16 protein-coding genes are annotated in these 16,220 nt (G+C 73.4%); 15 read left to right on the top strand and 1 reads right to left on the bottom strand.

All coding sequences use genetic code 11. The features are described from left to right. Nucleotides 1–11: 11 nt before the first annotated feature. The 15 genes from GGQ55_RS15845 to GGQ55_RS15915 are packed head-to-tail and all read left to right on the top strand — an operon-like array spanning nucleotide 12 to nucleotide 15,690. Entirely contained in the window at nucleotides 12–971 is a 960-nt protein-coding gene (locus GGQ55_RS15845; RefSeq protein WP_179718296.1) for an ABC transporter permease, read from the top strand. After that, nucleotides 968–1,846 (top strand): ABC transporter permease, encoded by an 879-nt coding sequence (locus GGQ55_RS15850; RefSeq protein ID WP_218859297.1) that lies wholly within the window; start codon nucleotides 968–970, stop codon nucleotides 1,844–1,846. The genes GGQ55_RS15845 and GGQ55_RS15850 overlap by 4 nt, the downstream gene beginning before the upstream one ends. Beyond that, on the top strand, nucleotides 1,843–2,841 hold the full coding sequence (locus tag GGQ55_RS15855; RefSeq protein ID WP_366489457.1) for an ABC transporter ATP-binding protein: 999 nt from the start codon (nucleotides 1,843–1,845) through the stop codon (nucleotides 2,839–2,841). The genes GGQ55_RS15850 and GGQ55_RS15855 overlap by 4 nt, the downstream gene beginning before the upstream one ends. Next, nucleotides 2,838–3,884 carry an ABC transporter ATP-binding protein gene (locus GGQ55_RS15860; RefSeq protein ID WP_179718298.1) on the top strand — a complete coding sequence of 349 codons (1,047 nt, stop codon included), beginning with the start codon at nucleotides 2,838–2,840 and terminating at the stop codon, nucleotides 3,882–3,884. Before GGQ55_RS15855 ends, GGQ55_RS15860 begins: the two co-directional genes overlap by 4 nt. Beyond that, the gene (locus GGQ55_RS15865) at nucleotides 3,881–4,717 is read left to right on the top strand and encodes a M55 family metallopeptidase (protein ID WP_179718300.1); all 837 of its coding nucleotides are present in this window, start codon (nucleotides 3,881–3,883) and stop codon (nucleotides 4,715–4,717) included. The genes GGQ55_RS15860 and GGQ55_RS15865 overlap by 4 nt, the downstream gene beginning before the upstream one ends. 40 nt (nucleotides 4,718–4,757) lie before the next feature. Continuing rightward, nucleotides 4,758–5,672: an isoaspartyl peptidase/L-asparaginase family protein gene (locus tag GGQ55_RS15870; protein WP_179718302.1), complete on the top strand. Its 915-nt coding sequence runs from the start codon at nucleotides 4,758–4,760 to the stop codon at nucleotides 5,670–5,672. A gap of 22 nt (nucleotides 5,673–5,694) precedes the next feature. Continuing rightward, the gene (locus GGQ55_RS15875) at nucleotides 5,695–6,594 is read left to right on the top strand and encodes a MurR/RpiR family transcriptional regulator (RefSeq protein WP_179718304.1); all 900 of its coding nucleotides are present in this window, start codon (nucleotides 5,695–5,697) and stop codon (nucleotides 6,592–6,594) included. Then, nucleotides 6,591–7,301, top strand: a complete 711-nt coding sequence (locus GGQ55_RS15880) for an SDR family NAD(P)-dependent oxidoreductase (protein ID WP_179718306.1) — start codon at nucleotides 6,591–6,593, stop codon at nucleotides 7,299–7,301. Before GGQ55_RS15875 ends, GGQ55_RS15880 begins: the two co-directional genes overlap by 4 nt. 9 nt (nucleotides 7,302–7,310) lie before the next feature. Continuing rightward, the gene (locus GGQ55_RS15885) at nucleotides 7,311–9,038 is read left to right on the top strand and encodes a DUF885 domain-containing protein (RefSeq protein WP_179718308.1); all 1,728 of its coding nucleotides are present in this window, start codon (nucleotides 7,311–7,313) and stop codon (nucleotides 9,036–9,038) included. Further along, nucleotides 9,029–9,880, top strand: a complete 852-nt coding sequence (locus GGQ55_RS15890) for an alpha/beta fold hydrolase (RefSeq protein WP_179718310.1) — start codon at nucleotides 9,029–9,031, stop codon at nucleotides 9,878–9,880. Before GGQ55_RS15885 ends, GGQ55_RS15890 begins: the two co-directional genes overlap by 10 nt. Continuing rightward, nucleotides 9,877–10,839, top strand: a complete 963-nt coding sequence (locus tag GGQ55_RS15895) for a ketopantoate reductase family protein (RefSeq protein WP_179718312.1) — start codon at nucleotides 9,877–9,879, stop codon at nucleotides 10,837–10,839. The genes GGQ55_RS15890 and GGQ55_RS15895 overlap by 4 nt, the downstream gene beginning before the upstream one ends. 14 nt (nucleotides 10,840–10,853) lie before the next feature. After that, a complete protein-coding gene (locus GGQ55_RS15900; RefSeq protein ID WP_179718315.1) occupies nucleotides 10,854–11,900 on the top strand; it encodes a zinc-binding dehydrogenase in 1,047 nt (348 codons plus the stop codon). Continuing rightward, a complete protein-coding gene (locus GGQ55_RS15905; protein WP_179718317.1) occupies nucleotides 11,901–13,163 on the top strand; it encodes a methylaspartate ammonia-lyase in 1,263 nt (420 codons plus the stop codon). Next, nucleotides 13,160–14,509: a M20/M25/M40 family metallo-hydrolase gene (locus GGQ55_RS15910; protein ID WP_179718319.1), complete on the top strand. Its 1,350-nt coding sequence runs from the start codon at nucleotides 13,160–13,162 to the stop codon at nucleotides 14,507–14,509. Before GGQ55_RS15905 ends, GGQ55_RS15910 begins: the two co-directional genes overlap by 4 nt. Then, nucleotides 14,506–15,690 (top strand): dipeptidase, encoded by a 1,185-nt coding sequence (locus GGQ55_RS15915; RefSeq protein ID WP_366489462.1) that lies wholly within the window; start codon nucleotides 14,506–14,508, stop codon nucleotides 15,688–15,690. The genes GGQ55_RS15910 and GGQ55_RS15915 overlap by 4 nt, the downstream gene beginning before the upstream one ends. 3 nt (nucleotides 15,691–15,693) lie before the next feature. Here GGQ55_RS15915 and GGQ55_RS15920 read toward each other — a convergent pair whose 3' ends face one another. Beyond that, nucleotides 15,694–16,215 (bottom strand): DUF488 domain-containing protein, encoded by a 522-nt coding sequence (locus tag GGQ55_RS15920; protein ID WP_179718321.1) that lies wholly within the window; start codon nucleotides 16,213–16,215, stop codon nucleotides 15,694–15,696. Nucleotides 16,216–16,220: the final 5 nt, after the last annotated feature.

Raw genomic sequence — 16,220 nt, forward strand, 5'->3', positions numbered from 1 at the left:
GAGGTGGTGAGGTGCTCGACCGGTTCCGGTTCGTGCCGGGTCGACTGCTCCAGGCGATCCCCGTGCTCTTCGGCATCACGCTGATCGTCTTCTTCATGGTCCACCTGCTGCCCGGCAACCCCGCCGTCGCGATCCTGGGCCAGACCGCGACCCCGGAGCGGGTCGCGGCGCTGAGCGCGCAGCTCGGCCTCGACAAGCCGCTCTGGGACCAGTACCTGCTGTTCCTGGGGCACCTGTTCCAGGGCAACCTGGGGACGAGCATCACCTACCAGCAGCCGGTCTCCGGGCTGGTGCTGCAGGACTTCCCGATCACGCTGCAGCTGCTGCTGTACGCGCTCGTGCTCTCCCTGCTGATCAGCGTCCCGCTGGCGGCGCTCGCCGCCACCGCGCCGGGCCGGGGCCGGGACCTCGGCGTGCGCGCGTTCACGCTGCTGGGCCAGGGCATGCCGCAGTTCTGGGTCGGCATCATGCTGATCCTCCTGCTGGCCGTGAACGCCGGCCTGTTCCCGGTCGGCGGCTACGGCGAGACCTGGGCCGAGCACTGGTACTACCTGTTCCTGCCGGCGCTGACGCTGGCCATCGCGATGTGCCCGACCGTCATCCGCAGCCTGCGGGCCTCGACGATCAACGTGCTCGGCTCCGAGTACGTGGGCACCGCCCGCTCCAAGGGCGCCGCCGGGTCCGAGCTGTTCCGCATGCACGTGCTCCGCAACGCCGCGATCCCGACCGTGTCGATCCTCGGCGTGAACCTGGGCTACCTGATCGGCGGCACGCTGGTGATCGAGAAGGTGTTCGCCATCCCCGGCATCGGGTCGCTGATGATCAACGCGATCCTCGCCCGCGACTTCCCGATCATCCAGGCCGTCGCCCTGTTCGTGGCGCTCTTCGTCATCGTCGTCGGGATCCTCACCGACGTCGTCTACACCACCATCGACCCGCGGGTCGACCTCAGCACCAAGGAGCTCGCATGACGGCGGCGGTGGTCCGCGCGTCCCGGGCGATGCGTCGTCCGGTCAGGTCGCGCGCGCTCAAGCCCTGGTACCGCAACGGGACGCTGGTCGCCGGCCTGGTGATCGTGGGACTGCTGGTCCTCGTCGCGGTGCTGGCCCCGGTGCTGACGCCCTACGACCCGATCAAGCAGGACCTGGAGCACGCGCTGCAGTCGCCCAGCGCGGCGCACTGGCTGGGCACCGACAAGTACGGCCGGGACGTCCTCACGCGGCTGATGTACGGCGCCCGGATCGATCTGCGGGTCGGCTTCCTCGCCGTGCTCATCCCGTTCGTGGTCGGCGGCGTCCTGGGCTCGCTGGCCGGCTACTTCGGCGGCTGGTTCGACACCGTCGTCATGCGGTTGGTGGACGTCTTCTTCGCCTTCCCGTTCTACGTCCTCGTCATCGTCCTCGTGTTCGTGCTGGGCGCGGGGGAGAGCAGCATCTACCTGGCGATCGCCACGGTCTCGTGGGTCTCCTACGCCAAGATCATGCGCGGCGAGCTGCTCGTGGCGAAGAAGCAGGACTGGGTGACCGCCGCCCGCCTCGGCGGCATGTCGCACGGGCGGATCCTCGTGCGGCACATCGCGCCGAACGTCCTCTCGCAGGCGCTCATCTACGCCATGAGCGACATCGTCATGGACATCATGGCGATCGTCACCCTCGGCTACCTCGGCCTGGGCATCGCGCCCCCGACACCCGAGTGGGGCAGCATGATCCTCGACGGCCAGGAGTTCATCACCACCCAGTGGCAGCAGGCCACGATCCCGGGCCTCGCCGTCGTCGTCACCAGCCTCGGGCTGTCCTTCCTGGGCGACGGGCTGTCCGACCTGCTCAACCCGGAGCGTCGCCGGTGACCGCCGTGGCCGGCGGGCCGCTGCTCGCCGTCGAGGACCTGACGATCGGGCTGCCCGTGCGCGGTCGGCCGGTGCGGATCGTCGAGGACGTGTCCTTCGAGGTCGAGCCGGGCCAGCGGATGGGCATCGTCGGGGAATCCGGGTCGGGCAAGTCGCTGACCCTGCGGGCGTTGGCCGGGCTGCTGCCCCGGGGCGTCGAGGTGCTCTCCGGGCGGATCGAGTACGGCGGCCGCGACCTGCTGACCATGCCGGTCAAGGCGCGGCGGCAGCTCATGGGGCCGGAGATCGCGATGATCTTCCAGGAGCCGATGACGGCGCTGAACCCCGTCATGCGCGTCGGGGACCAGATCGCCGAGGGCCCGCGCCGCCACCTCGGGCTGTCGGCCAAGGAGGCCGGCGACCTGGCCGTGCAGATGATGGCGCGCACCGGGATCCCCGACCCCGCCCGGCGGGCGCGTGCCTACCCGCACGAGCTCTCGGGGGGCCTGCGCCAGCGGATCATGATCGCGATGGCCGTCTCCTGCGGCCCGAAGCTGCTGCTGTGCGACGAGCCGACGACGGCGCTGGACGTGACCGTGCAGCTGCAGGTGCTCAAGCTCCTCGAGAAGCTCTGCGACGAGACCGGCACCGCGTTGGTCTTCGTGACCCACGACCTCGCCGTGGTGAACCAGACGTGCAGCGAGCTCGCCGTGATGTACGCGGGGCACATCGTCGAGGCGGGGAGGGTCAAGGAGACCTTCGCCCAGCCCCGGCACCCCTACACCCGGGGGCTGCTGGAGTCGGCGCCGGACTTCGACCGCCCGGACCGGCCGCTGATCCCGATCCCCGGCTTCCCGCCGAACGTGGCCGACCGGCCGCCCGGCTGCCCGTTCGCGCCGCGGTGCGGCTACGTGCGCGACCACTGCACCGACGCGCCGCCTCCGCTCGAGGAGGTCGTCCCCGGGCGCCTGGCCGCCTGCTACGAGAGCGACCGGCTGGTGGAGGTGCTGGCATGACCGGAAGCCTGCTTCTCCGGGACGGCGACGCGGAGGTGCTCCGCGTCGCCGGGGTCACCAAGGCCTACACCCGCGGCTCGTCCTGGCTGTCCCGGCTGGGCTCGTCCGGCCCCAGCACCCTCAAGGCGCTGGACGGGGTCGACCTGGACCTGCGGCGCGGGGAGATCCTCGCGCTCGTCGGGGAGTCGGGGTCCGGCAAGTCGACCCTCGCCAAGATCCTGGTCGGCAGCGTGGCCCCGACCGAGGGCGAGGTGCGCGTCGGCGACGGCTCGCCCCGGGCCCGGCACGCGGCGCGCCGGGTGCAGATGGTGTTCCAGGACCCGTACTCGTCGCTGAACCCGCGTCTGACGGTGGGCCGGATGCTCTCCGAGCTGCTGCTCCTGCACGAGATCGTCCCGCGGCGCGAGGTGCGGGCCGAGTCCGTCCGGCTGCTCAACCTGGTCGGGCTCGAGGAGGAGGTCCTCACCGCCTACCCGAGCCAGTTCTCGGGCGGGCAGCGGCAGCGGCTGGCCATCGCCCGGGCGCTCGCGGTCCGGCCGGACGTGCTGATCGCCGACGAGCCCGTCTCCGCCCTCGACGTCTCGGTGCAGGCGACGATCCTCGATCTGTTCGCCTCGCTGCGCGCCGAGCTCGGCCTGTCGATCCTGTTCATCGCGCACAACCTCGCCGTCGTCCAGCACCTGGCCGACCGGGTGGCCGTCATGTACCTGGGCCGGATCGTCGAGGTGGCCGAGACCGCCGAGATCTTCCGCGCACCGCGGCACCCCTACACGCGGGCGCTGATCGACTCGATCCCGCGGATGAGCGCGCACAGCGTCAACGACCCCTTCGAGGTCGACGGCGAGCCGCCGAGCCCCTACGACGTCCCGCAGGGCTGCCGGTTCCACCCGCGGTGCGCGCTGGCGAGCGAGATCTGCCGCCAGCAGGACCCGCCGCTGCTCGACGTCCGGCCCGCGACGACGTCCCCGCACCTGTCGGCCTGCCTCAAGGCCGACGAGCTGGCCACCATCCCCCTCCCCGAGGAAGTAGAGGAACTCGCGTGAAGATCTGGATCTCCTTCGACATGGAGGGTGTCGCCGGGATCGTCGACTGGGACCAGTGCCGGCCCACCGGCGGCCCGCGGTACGAAGTCGGCTGCCAGCTGATGCTCGACGAGGTCAACGCCGCCATCGAGGGCGCGCTGGCCGGCGGGGCGACGGAGATCGTGCTCAACGACTCGCACGGCACCATGGCCAACCTCGACCCGCGGAAGATCGCCGGCGGGGCCACCTACCTCTCGGGGCGGCACAAGCCGCGCTACATGATGCAGGGCCTCGACGAGACCTTCGACGCGGCGTTCTTCGTCGGCTACCACGGCTCCATCTCCGGCCGGCCGTCGACGCTGTCGCACACCTACAACCCCGAGGTGTTCGCCGCCGCCCGCGTCAACGGAGAGCTCGTCGGGGAGAGCGGCATCAACGCGCTGGTCGCCGAGCACTTCGGGGTGCCCATCGCGTTCGTCTCCGGCGACGAGGTGACCCGGGAGGAGACCGAGCCCTTCGCGCCCAAGGCGGTGCACGTGGTCACCAAGGAGTCGATCACCCGGTTCAGCGCCCTCAACCTGCACCCCGAGGAGTCCTGCCGGCGGATCCGGGCCGGCGCCGAGGAGGCCGTGCGGCGGGTGGCCGGCGGCGACGTCCCGACCCCGGGGATCGCCCGTCCCGCCACGCTCGACCTGGAGCTGCAGACCGCCGACATGGCCGAGGTCGCGACGTGGGCTCGGGGCACCGAGCGGATCGGCGAGCGCACGGTCCGCATCGCCGACGACGACCTGCTGCGCCTGTTCACCTCGTTCGTCGCGGTCACCTACATCACCCGGCAGGCCGGCGGCCGCTGACCGCCGCCGGATCTCTCACGGAACGGAACAACCGAGTCTCATGCACCTGTTCGAAGTCGCCCCCGCGGCGGCCGGCTGGGCCCTCGTGCTGCACGGCGGTGCCGGCGGCCGGGTGGACGAGCTGACCCTGGACGCCCGCGGCTCCTACGTGGAGGGGCTGACCCGTGCGTACAAGGCCGGCGCCGACGTGCTGGCCGCCGGTGGGGCCGCGCTCGACGCGGTGTGCGCCGCCGTCGAGCAACTGGAGGACGACCCGTTGTTCAACGCCGGCCGGGGCGCTGCGCTGACCTCCGCCGGAACCGCCGAGCTCGATGCCTGCGTGATGACCGGCGACGGCCGGGCCGGGGCGATCTCCGCCTGCCGGCATGCGCGCAACCCGGTGTTCGCCGCGCGCAAGGTCATGGAGGAGACGCCGGCCGTGCTGCTGGTCGCCCCCGATCTTGAGCGTCTCTCCGGCTGGGGCCTGGAGACCGTGGAGCCCGGCTACTTCGTCACGCCGGCCCGTCAGCAGCAGTTGCAGAACGTGCAGGACCGCCTGCTCGAACCGTCACGGCACGGCACGGTCGGCGCGGTGGCCCTCGACCTGGGCGGCCGGGTCGCGGCCGCCACCTCCACCGGCGGCATGGTCAACCAGAGCGAGGGCCGCGTCGGCGACACCCCGATCGTGGGCGCGGGCACCTACGCGCGGGACGGCGTCGTGGCGATCTCCTGCACCGGCGAGGGAGAGGCGTTCATCAAGGGCGTCGTCGCGCACGACATCGCGGCGCGGATGCGCTACCTCGGCACGCCCCTGGCCGCCGCGGTCGAGGCGACCGTGGCCGAGGAGCTGACCGCGCACGAGGCCATCGGCGGGTTGATCGCCGTCGGCGCCGACGGCAGGGTCGTCGTCGCCCACAACTCGCCGGCCATGTTCGCCGCCTACTCCGACGGCACCCGGCTGGTGACGCGCACGTGATGCACGCAGAGGACGCCCGCGGATGAGCCGGATCAGGGACGCGATCTTCGATCGCATGGAGGAGCTGAGCCCGGCCGAGAAGAAGGTCGCCCGGTCCCTGCTCGCGGACTACCCGAGCGCCGGGCTGGCCAGCGCGGCGGCCCTCGCCAAGGCTGCCGGGACGAGCACGCCCACCGTGCTCCGGCTGGTCACCCGCCTGGGCATGGGTGGCTACCCGGAGTTCCAGGAGCTCCTGCGCCGCGAGGTCACCGAGCACATGACCAGCCCGGTGAGCCGGGCGGCCGGCCGGCTGGCCAGCGATGGCGGCGACACGCTGTTCCAGCGCTCGGTCGCGCTCCGGGTGGCCCTCGTCGAGCGGCTCGCCGAGAGCGTGCCGCCCAGCGAGTTCGACGCGGCGGTCGCGCTGCTGGCCGCCCCGTGCCGCAACGTCGTCGTCTCCGGCGGCTACTTCTCCCGGCACATGGCGCAGATCCTGGCCCTGCAGCTGGACCAGCTGGTGCCGGACGTCCGGTACGCGGCGGAGCCCCTCGGCCGCGACATCGGGTCCTACCTCGAGCTGGGCAAGGACTCCGCGGTGGTCATCTTCGACCTGCGCCGCTACGAGCTCCCGGCCAAGGGGGTCGCGGCCATGGCCAAGCAGCGGGGCGCGTCGGTCGTGGTGATCACCGACGAGGGGCTGTCGCCGGCCGCCGACGAGGCCGACGTCGTGCTCCCGGTCGCCGTCGACGGCACGCCGTTCGACTCGTTCGCGGGTCTGCTCGTGCTGGTCGAGAGCCTCGTCGAGGGCGTCTTCCAGCGGCGGGGCGAGGCGGCCCTCGGCCGCATGCGGCAGTGGGAGGAGTCCGTCCAGATCCACCGCGCCTTCCGGGCGGCCACCGGCGCCGTGCACGACCGGGCCGAGGCGGGGGACGACGAGTCATGAGCGAGTTCGCCGCAACGCTGACCGGCAGGGTCGCCGTGGTGACCGGCACGGCCCAGGGCATCGGCCAGGCGGTCGCGCGGGGCATCCGGGACGCCGGCGGCACCGTGCACGAGGTGGACCGGGACGACGTCGACCTGTCCGTCGCCCGCGCGGTCGAGGAGTTCTTCGCCGGCATCGGCGACGTGGACGTCCTGGTCAACGTGGCCGGGGGAGTGGTCGGGCAGACCCACGTGCCGATCGACGAGCTCACCGACGAGGCGTGGGACGCCGTCGTCGACGCCAACCTGCGCACGACGATGAACTGCACCCGCGCCGCGGCGCGGTCCATGAAGCGGCGTGGCTTCGGCCGCATCGTGAACATCTCCTCCGGCGCCGGGCGCAGCGTGAGCCTCACCGGCATCCAGGCCTACGCCTCGGCGAAGGCCGCGCAGATCGGCTTCACGCGGCAGCTGGCCCACGAGCTCGGCCCGTTCGGCATCACCGTGAACTGCATCGCCCCGGGCTTCGTCCTGTCCAACCCCACCACCCAGCGGCAGTGGGAGAGCTACGGCGAGGAGGGCCAGCGCGCCCTGCTCGAGCGGATCCCGGTGCGCGCGCTCGGCAGCCCCGACGACATCGCGCGCGGGGTCCTGTTCTTCGTCTCGCCGGCGGCCGGCTGGGTCAGCGGCCAGACGCTGTCGATCGACGGCGGCCACTCGCTGTTCTGAGGAGAACCATTGACGTCCGGACCACCGGCCGCCGAGACGCTGCGCGCGCTCGGCGAGCGGTACTTCGCCACCCAGCACACCTACGACCCGTACAACGCCACGCTGCTCGGGCTCACCGAGTTCGACCACCTGGCGGGGGACCCGAGCCGGGAGGCGAGCAGCGCCGCCGCGGCGGAGTTCGCCGCGATCGGCGCCGAGCTCGAGCGCCTGCCCGTCGACGGGCTCTCCGACGACGAGCGCGTGGACGCGCGCGTGCTCGCCGTGCTCACCCGCGGTGCCGGCGGCGACGCCGAGCACTCGCTGTGGGCGGCCAACGCCTCCGCCAAGGGCTACGTCAGCCGCCAGGGCCTGGTCTTCCAGGCGGTGCCGGCCATGACCGTCGGCGACGCCGACGGTGCCGACCGCTACCTCTCGCGGCTGGCCGGCATCGGCGCGTTCCTCACCGCGCTCGGGGACCGCTACGCCGAGGAGGCCGGCGTCGGCCGGGTGCCCACCGCGCTCGGTGTGCACCACGCGATCGAGCACCTGACCGGTCACCTCGCCTCCGCACCGGCGGACGACGCGCTGCTCGCCCCCGCGGTCGCGTCGGGCGACGCCGCGCTGCTGGACCGGGCCGGCGCGCTGGTGCGGAACCGGATCCACCCGGCGATGGCCGCGCTCGCCGAGCGGCTGCGCGCCGAGCTGCTCCCGGTGGCGCGGCCCGACGACCGGGTCGGCATCGGAGAGGTGCCCGGCGGCGCCGAGGGCTATCTCGCCGCGGTCGCCCGGCACACCACGACCGACCTCACCCCGGACGAGATCCACGAGATCGGCCTGGACACCCTCGAGGAGCTGCGCCCGCGGTGGGCGGAGCTGGGCCGGCGGCTGTTCGGCACCGAGGAGCTGCCGGAGATCGCCGAGCGGCTGCGCAGCGATCCGGCCCTGCGGTTCACCTCCGGTGGGGAGATCCTCGCCGCGGCCGGTGCCGCGCTGGCCCGCGCGCAGGCGGTGCAGGACGAGTGGTTCCTGCCACGGGCGCTGCCCGGCTGCGCGATCGAGGCGATCCCTCCGGCCGACGCCGGTCACTCGGCGATGGGCTGGTACCAGCCGCCGGCCGACGACGGCAGCCGCCCCGGCGTCTACCACCTGCTGGCCACCGAGCCGCACGAGCGGCACCGCTACGAGTACGAGGCGCTCACCTTCCACGAGTCGGTGCCCGGACACCACCTGCAGCTGGCCACCGCCCAGCAGCTCGACCTGCCGCGCTACCGCCGGCACCTCGACGTCGAGGCCTGCAGCTTCAACGAGGGCTGGGGGCTGTACTCCGAGCGTCTGGCCGAGGAGATGGGGCTCTACTCCGACGACCTGGCGCTGCTCGGCATGCTCTCGTTCTCCGCGTTGCGGGCCTGCCGGCTGGTGATCGACACCGGCGTGCACTCCCGCGGCTGGACCCGGCAGCAGTCCGTCGAGTTCATGTACGCGCACACGGCCACCACCCGCGACCACGTGGCCAGCGAGGTCGACCGCTACATCTGCTGGCCCGGGCAGGCGCTGGCCTACCGGATCGGCCAGCGGGAGATCCTCCGGCTGCGCGCCGAGGCGTCCGCCGCCCTGGGCGAGCGGTTCGACCCGCGCGCCTTCCACGAGGTCGTGCTCGGCAGCGGGGCCGTCCCGCTGGCCGTGCTGGCCGAGAACGTCACCCGCTGGACCACCGACCAGCTCATCCCTGTGAACGAGGAGGCGTCCGCGTGGACGTGACCATCAACGGCTGCCGGCTGAACGTCGAGCTGCACGGCCCGGAGGACGGACCGGTGCTCATCGCCCACCACGGCGGGGGAGGCATCGGCTCGCTGGAGGAGCCGCGCACCGCCTTCGGCCCCTTCGCCGACCGGTTCCGGCTGGTCGTGTTCGACGCCCGCGGCTGCGGACGCAGCGAGGGCGTGCCGCCGTACTCGCACGAGCAGTGGGCCGCCGACGTCGACGGGCTGCGCGAGTGGCTCGGCGCGGAGCAGGTCGTGGTCGCCGGCGGCTCCTACGGCGGGTTCATCGCCCTGGAGTACGCCGTCCGCTACCCCGACCGCGTGTCGGCGGTCGTGCTGCGCGACACCTCGCCCGACGGCAGCAACCTGGAGCTGGCCTTCGAGAACGCCCGCAACCAGGACCGCGTCGAGATCCCGTGGGAGGACTTCACCCGGTACTGGACGGGGAAGATCCACGACGACGAGGACCTCAAGGCCCGCTGGGCGGAGATGATCCCGCTCTACGACAAGGAGTACGACCCGGAGAAGTCCGCGGCCGCGGTCGAGGCCGGGTTCTACCGCCACGAGGCGCACAACTGGTGCTTCGTGCACAACTGGCCGGCCTACGACCTCAAGGACGCGCTGCCCGCGGTGACGGCGCCGACCCTGGTGACCGTCGGGCGGCACGACTGGGTCACCCCGGTGAGCTCCTCGGAGACCATCGCCCGGCTGATGCCGAACGCCGAGCTCGTCGTCTTCGAGAACTCCGGGCACTCCCCGCAGGTGGAGGAGGCCGAGCTGTGGCGGGCCACCGTCCGGTCCTTCCTCGACCGCGTCGTCCCCGCCGGGGTGCGGGCGTGACGCAGTACGTCGTGATCGGCTCCGGCGCGATCGGCGGCACGCTCGGCGCGCACATGGCCCGGGCCGGGCACGACGTGCTGCTGTGCGACGCCGACGCGGAGCACGTCGCGGCGATCAACGAGCGCGGCCTGTCGATCGAGGGCCCGGTCGAGCAGTTCACCGTGCCGGTGCCGGCCGTGCTGCCCGCCGACCTGCCCGACCGGATCGAGCGCGCGATCGTGGCGGTCAAGAGCCACCACACCGTGGCGGCGGTCGCGCCGCTGCGCGACCGGCTGACCCCCGACGGCTTCGCGCTCACCGTGCAGAACGGGCTGACCGCCGATGTGCTCGTCGAGGCCGTGGGCGCCGAGCGGGTGGTGTCGGCGTTCATCAACGTCGGCGCCGACTACCTCGGTCCGGGCCGCATCGTGCAGGGCAACGTGGCCGCCTTCCACGTCGGGGAGCTCGCCGGCGGCGAGATCACCCCGCGGGTCCGCGAGCTCGCCGAGGTGCTGCCCTACGCGCAGGCCACCGACAACGTGCTCGGTTACCTGTGGGGCAAGGAGGCCTACGGCGCGATGCTCTGGGCCGGGGCGGTCTCGGACCTGACCATCGCGGAGAGCCTGGAGGCTCCCGCCTACCGGCCGCTGATGATCGCGCTGGCTCGCGAGGTGCTGGCCCAGGCGCCGGTGCGGGTCGAGGGCTTCGACGGTTTCGAGCCCGACGACCTCGAGGGGTCGCTGGACCGGCTGGCCGCGTTCAACCGGCGCAGCGCCAAGCAGTACAGCGGCATCTACCGCGACCTCGTCGTCCGCAAGCGCAAGACCGAGATCGACAGCATGCTGCGCGACCTCGACGGGCCGATCTTCTCGAAGATCGGCGAGATCGTCCACGACATCGAGGACGGTCGGCGGGTCAACGAGGTGGCCAACCTCGACGAGCTCGCCGCCTTCGCCGCCTCTCTCCCGACCCCTCGCTAGGAGCCTTCTTCGCCATGCGCGCCGCCCTCTACCAGGCCGCCGGGGACGTCACCGTCGGAGATGTCCCCGACGCCGCCCTCGCCGAGCCCACCGATGCCGTGGTGCGGGTGCTGCGGTCGTGCATCTGCGGCTCGGACCTGTGGTCCTACCGCGGCGTCATCAACCGCCCCGCCGGCAGCCGGCTCGGCCACGAGTTCATCGGCGTCGTGGAGGAGATCGGTGCTGCGGTCACCACGCTGCGGGCCGGCGACCTCGTCGTGGCGCCGTTCCAGTGGTCGGACAACACCTGCCCGGCCTGCCGCGACGGCGTCCAGACCCGGTGCGACAACGGCGGCACCTTCGGCGCGCCGGGCACCGACGGCGGCCAGGGCGAGGCGGTGCGGGTGCCGCAGGCCGACGGCACGCTGGTCGTCGTCCCGGGCGGTCCCGACGGTGTCGACGAGAAGCTCTACCCCGCGCTGCTCGCGCTCAGCGACGTCGCCGGCACGGGCCTGCACGGCGCCGTCCTGGCCGGGGTCGCCGAGGGCGCAACGGTCGCGGTGATCGGCGACGGCGCCGTGGGCCTGTGCGCGGTGCTCGGCGCCCGGCAGGTGCTCGGCGCCGAGCGGGTCGTGCTGATGAGCCGGCACGACGACCGGGCCGCCCTCGGCCGGGCCTTCGGCGCGACCGACGTCGTCGCCGAGCGCGGGGAGGCCGGCATCGAGGCCGTCCGCGAGCTCACCGGCGGCCGCGGCGTCCGGCACGTCGTCGAGGCGGTCGGGACGCCGGAGGCGTGGGACATGGCGCTGGGCATGGCCCGCGTCGGCGGGACGATCGGCGCGGTCGGCGTGCCGCACACCACCCCGCAGCTCGGGCTGTTCCCGCCGTTCCGCCAGCACCTGACGATCAGCCTCGGCGTCGCCCCGGTGCGCCGGTACCTACCGGACCTGATCGACCGGGTGCTGGCCGGCAGCCTCGACCCGGGCCCGGTCTTCGACCTGGAGCTGCCGCTGGAGCAGGTGGCCGACGGCTACGCGGCGATGTCCGAGCGGCGCTCGATCAAGACGATGCTGGCCGGCTGAGTGCGGATCGTCGACGTCCTGGCCGTTCCCGTGCGCGCCGGCTTCTTCGCCGACGACCAGGCAGCCATCCGCCGCGGCGCCCGGCACGACGGCTTCCAATACGTCGGCGACCCGCTGACCCCCGGGTTCCGCGCGATCCGCCAGCCGGGGGAGGCGCTGTCGGTCGTCCTCGTGCTCGAGGACGGCTCGGTCGAGTTCGGCGACTGCGCGGCCGTCCAGTACAGCGGAGCCGGCGGCCGCGACCCGGTCTTCTCCGCCGAGCAGGCGCGCGCCGACGTCCTGACCCACCTGGCGCCGAGGCTGGTGGGCACCCCGGTCGCCGGCTTCCGGGACCTGGCCGGGGCGCTCGACGCGGTGGCCACGGACGACGGGCCGCTGCACACGGCGGTGCGCTACGGCGTGAGCCAGGCGGTGCTCGGCGCCGCCGCGCGGGTCGCCCGCCGCACCATGGCCGAGGTGGTCCGCGCCGAGTACGCCACCGGCGCCCCGCTGACCCCGGTCCCGCTCTACGCGCAGACCGGCGACGAGCGCTGGGTCAACGCCGACAAGATGATCCTCAAGGGCGTCGACGTGCTGCCGCACGGGCTGGTCAACAACGTGGAGTCCGCCTTCGGAGCGCGCGGCGAACTGCTCGAGGAGTACCTCGGCTGGCTGGTCGGGCGCATCCGCGCGCTGCGCCCCGACGGCGCCTACCGACCCCGGCTGCACGTGGACACCTACGGCACCCCCGGGCTCGCGTTCGGCGGAGACCTGTCCGCGGTGGCCGCCTACCTGGCCCGGCTGGGCGAGCTGTGCGCGCCGTTCGAGCTCGCGATCGAGCACCCGGTCGACGCCGGCAGCACCTCGGCCCAGCTGGTCGCCTACGCGACGCTGCGTGCCGAGCTGGCCCGGTTGGGCAGCGGCGTCCGGCTGGTCGTCGACGAGTGGTGCAACACCCTCGACGACGTCCGGGCCTTCGTCGCCGAGCGGGCCGCGGACGTGGTCCACGTGAAGATGCCCGACCTCGGCTCGGTGACCAACACGGTCGAGGCGCTGCTGCTCGTCCGCGACGCCGGCCTGGAGGCGTACTGCGGCGGCACCTGCAACGAGACCGACCGCTCGGCGCAGGTCTCGGCGCACGTCGCGATGGCCTGCCAGGCCGCGCAGGTGCTGGCCAAGCCGGGGATGGGCGTGGACGAGGGGCTGATGGTCGTCGGCAACGAGATGGCGCGCACGGCCGCCCTGGTCGCCGCGCGCGGGGACACCTGGGAGGGGACGCCGTGAGGAGCCCGGATCTGCAGCTGCCGCCGGCCGAGGAGGTGCTGGCCGAGCTCGCCGAGTACGTCGCGCTGCCGAGCGTGAGCCGCAGCGCGTCGGCGGAGACCATGCGCGCGACGGCGGAGTGGCTCGCGGCGCGGCTGGCGTTCGCCGACGGCCGGGTCGAGGAGACCGACGGCTTCCCGGTGGTGCGCGGCGAGTGGCTCGGCGCGCCCGGCGCCCCGACGGTGCTGGTCTACGGCCACTACGACGTGCAGCCCACCGGCGACCTGGGGGAGTGGTCCACCCCGCCGTTCGAGATGGTGCGCGACGGTGACGTCGTCCGCGGCCGGGGGGTGACCGATGACAAGGGCCCGGTCCTGCTGGTGCTGGCGCTCGCGCGGGCGCTGCTGGCCCAGCGCGGCGGGCTGCCGCTCAACGTCAAGTTCCTGCTCGAGGGCGAAGAGGAGATCGGCAGCCCGCACCTGCCCGGCTACGTGCGGGCGCACGCCGAGGAGCTCGCTGCCGACCTGGTCATCTCGGCCGACGGCGCGATGTGGCGGCCCACCGAGCCGTCGCTGTCCATCGCGTCCAAGGGCCTCGTCGCGCTGGACATCGAGGTCACCGGCGCCGCGGCCGACCTGCACTCGGGTCGCTACGGCGGCACGGTGGCCAACCCGCTGCACGCCCTGGCCACGGTGCTGGCCTCCCTGCACGGACCCGACGGCCGGGTCGCCGTCGCGGGCTTCGACCACGGGGTCCCCGAGCTGACCTCGGAGCGGCGGGCCGAGATCGGCGCGGTCGACTTCGACGACGAGGCCTACCGGGCCTCCGTCGGTGCCCCGGCGCTGTTCGGCGAGGCCGGCTACAGCACGCTCGAGCGGCTGTGGGAGCGGCCGACCCTGGAGGTCAACGGCATCTCCGGCGGCGGCAAGTACACGGTCATCCCGCACCGGGCGGTCGCGCACCTGTCCTGCCGGCTGGTCGGCCGGCAGGACCCGGACCGCGTCGTGGCGGCGATCGCGGCGCACGTGGCGGCGCTGGACGTGCCCGGGGTGGAGATCGAGGTGCGCGGCGACCCCGGACGCGTGCCGGCCTACCGGATCGAACCCGACCACCCGGCGATCACCGCCGCCACGGAGGCGCTGCGCGAGGTGTACCCCGACCAGGAGGTGCTGCTCGCCGTCATCGCCGGCACCCTGCCGGCGACCACGTTGTTCGAGGAGGCGCTCGGGGCGAAGACGCTGTTCTTCTCCTTCGCCACCGCCGACGAGCAGCACCACGCGCCGAACGAGTTCCTCCGCGTGCGGCGGATCGACGAGGGCATGCGCGCGTGGTCGGCGCTCTGGACCCGGCTGGCCGGTGCCCGGTGAGCGGCTACTCCTCCTACGACTACCTCCAGGGAGATCTGGGGCTGCCGGTCGTGGAGCTCGCACCGGAGTTCGGCCGGGTGCCGGCCTACGACGGCGGGTTCACCCCCGAGCAGGTGGCGCGCGCCGAGCGGCTGCTCGCCGAGCACATCACGATCAGCCTGCACGACCACCCGGTCCGCTTCCCTGCGGACATGGCCGACACCCCGCGGTACAACCGCACGGGCCGGCAGCACACCGCCTTCGCGGGGCTGCGCGCCGCGGGGCTCACGGTCGTGTTCGACAACATGATGGACGGCACCGCCTGCGTCACCGGGAACGCACCGTGGCAGTGGGACGACGTCATCACCGACCTGGGCATGCGCCAGGCCGACCTCGCCCACCAGTCCGATGTCGTCGTCGTTCGCACGGTGGCCGACATCGAGGCGGCGCACGCGGCGGGCCGGGTCGGGCTGGTGCTCGGGCTGGAGGCGGCGACCCCCATCGGCAACGACCTGGACAAGCTCGACGTCCTCTTCGGACTGGGGGTGCGGCAGATCGGCATCGCCTACTCCGACGCCAACGCGCTGGGCTCGGGTCTGAACGAGGCCGTCGACGGCGGCCTGACCACCCTCGGGCGCCGTGCGGTGCGGCGGATGAACCAGCTCGGACTGGCGATCGACGTCTCGCACTCCTCGGACCGGACCGGCATCGACGCCTGCGCCGTGTCCGACCGCCCCGTGTTCATCACCCACGCCGGCGCCCGCGCGGTGTGGGACATCCCCCGGCTCAAGGGCGACGACGTCCTGCGGGCGGTCGCCGACACCGGCGGGGTGATCGGGATGTCGGCCGCCCCGCACACCACCGTGTCGCACGAGCACCCCCGGCACAGCCTGGCGTCGGTCATGGACCACTTCGCCTACTGCGCGGACCTCGTGGGCATCGAGCACGTCGCGTTCGGCCCGGACACCCTCTACGGGGACCACGTCGGGCTGCACACCACGTTCGCGTCGCTGCTGGCCACCGAGCCGCGGCCGGGCGCCCCCGTGCCCGAGCGCGTGCCCTACGTCGACGGGCTGGAGAACCCGACGGAGAACTTCCACAACATCGCGGCCTGGCTGGTGCGGGCGGGGTGCAGCGACGAGGAGATCGTCGCGGTGCTGGGCGGCAACGTCCTGCGCGCGTTGGGGGAGATCTGGGTCTGAGCGCTACGGCCAGTGCACCTGGCCGTCGCCGCCCAGAACGGCGCCGGCGCTGGGTTCGTGCGCGCGCAGCCGGCCGTCGGGCATCAGGTGGGTCACCGGCACATCCCGGGCCAGGACGGCGACGTCGGCGATCAGCCGCCGGTGGCAGCGCCACCACACGCTCTCGCTGCACATGACCGCGACCGCGCCGGCCCGGGCCTCGGCCAGCACCTCGTCGAGCGCCGCGGAAAACTCCGGCGTGCGGGTGTGCGCGGCATAGGCCGCGAACTGCGCGACGGTCCACCAGGCGTCGGCCACCGGTTCGCCCTTCGGCAGCGAGCGGCGGCCGCCGAGCCGCTCCTCCCAGCGGTAGCCGATCCCGGCCTCGGGCAGCCACTCGGCCAGCGCCTCGCGCCGGACATCGGGGTTGTTCCGGCTGCCGGGGAAGCGCCGGACGTCGACCACCGTCCCGACCGAGGCCCCGGCGAGGCGCCCGGCGAGCGCGACACGGTCGTCGGGGCCGTGGCCGACGGTCAGAAGGGGCACCCGCT

The organism is Petropleomorpha daqingensis, from assembly GCF_013408985.1.
Taxonomy (GTDB): Bacteria; Actinomycetota; Actinomycetes; order Mycobacteriales; family Geodermatophilaceae; genus Petropleomorpha; species Petropleomorpha daqingensis.

What these genes read in the sequence shown, in the direction of transcription:
- GGQ55_RS15900 (WP_179718315.1), top strand. Translation starts at nt 10,854, where the DNA reads ATGCGCGCCGCCCTCTACCAGGCCGCCGGGGACGTCACCGTCGGAGAT.
- GGQ55_RS15875 (WP_179718304.1), top strand. Translation starts at nt 5,695, where the DNA reads ATGAGCCGGATCAGGGACGCGATCTTCGATCGCATGGAGGAGCTGAGC.
- GGQ55_RS15880 (WP_179718306.1), top strand. Translation starts at nt 6,591, where the DNA reads ATGAGCGAGTTCGCCGCAACGCTGACCGGCAGGGTCGCCGTGGTGACC.
- GGQ55_RS15860 (WP_179718298.1), top strand. Translation starts at nt 2,838, where the DNA reads ATGACCGGAAGCCTGCTTCTCCGGGACGGCGACGCGGAGGTGCTCCGC.
- GGQ55_RS15850 (WP_218859297.1), top strand. Translation starts at nt 968, where the DNA reads ATGACGGCGGCGGTGGTCCGCGCGTCCCGGGCGATGCGTCGTCCGGTC.
- GGQ55_RS15870 (WP_179718302.1), top strand. Translation starts at nt 4,758, where the DNA reads ATGCACCTGTTCGAAGTCGCCCCCGCGGCGGCCGGCTGGGCCCTCGTG.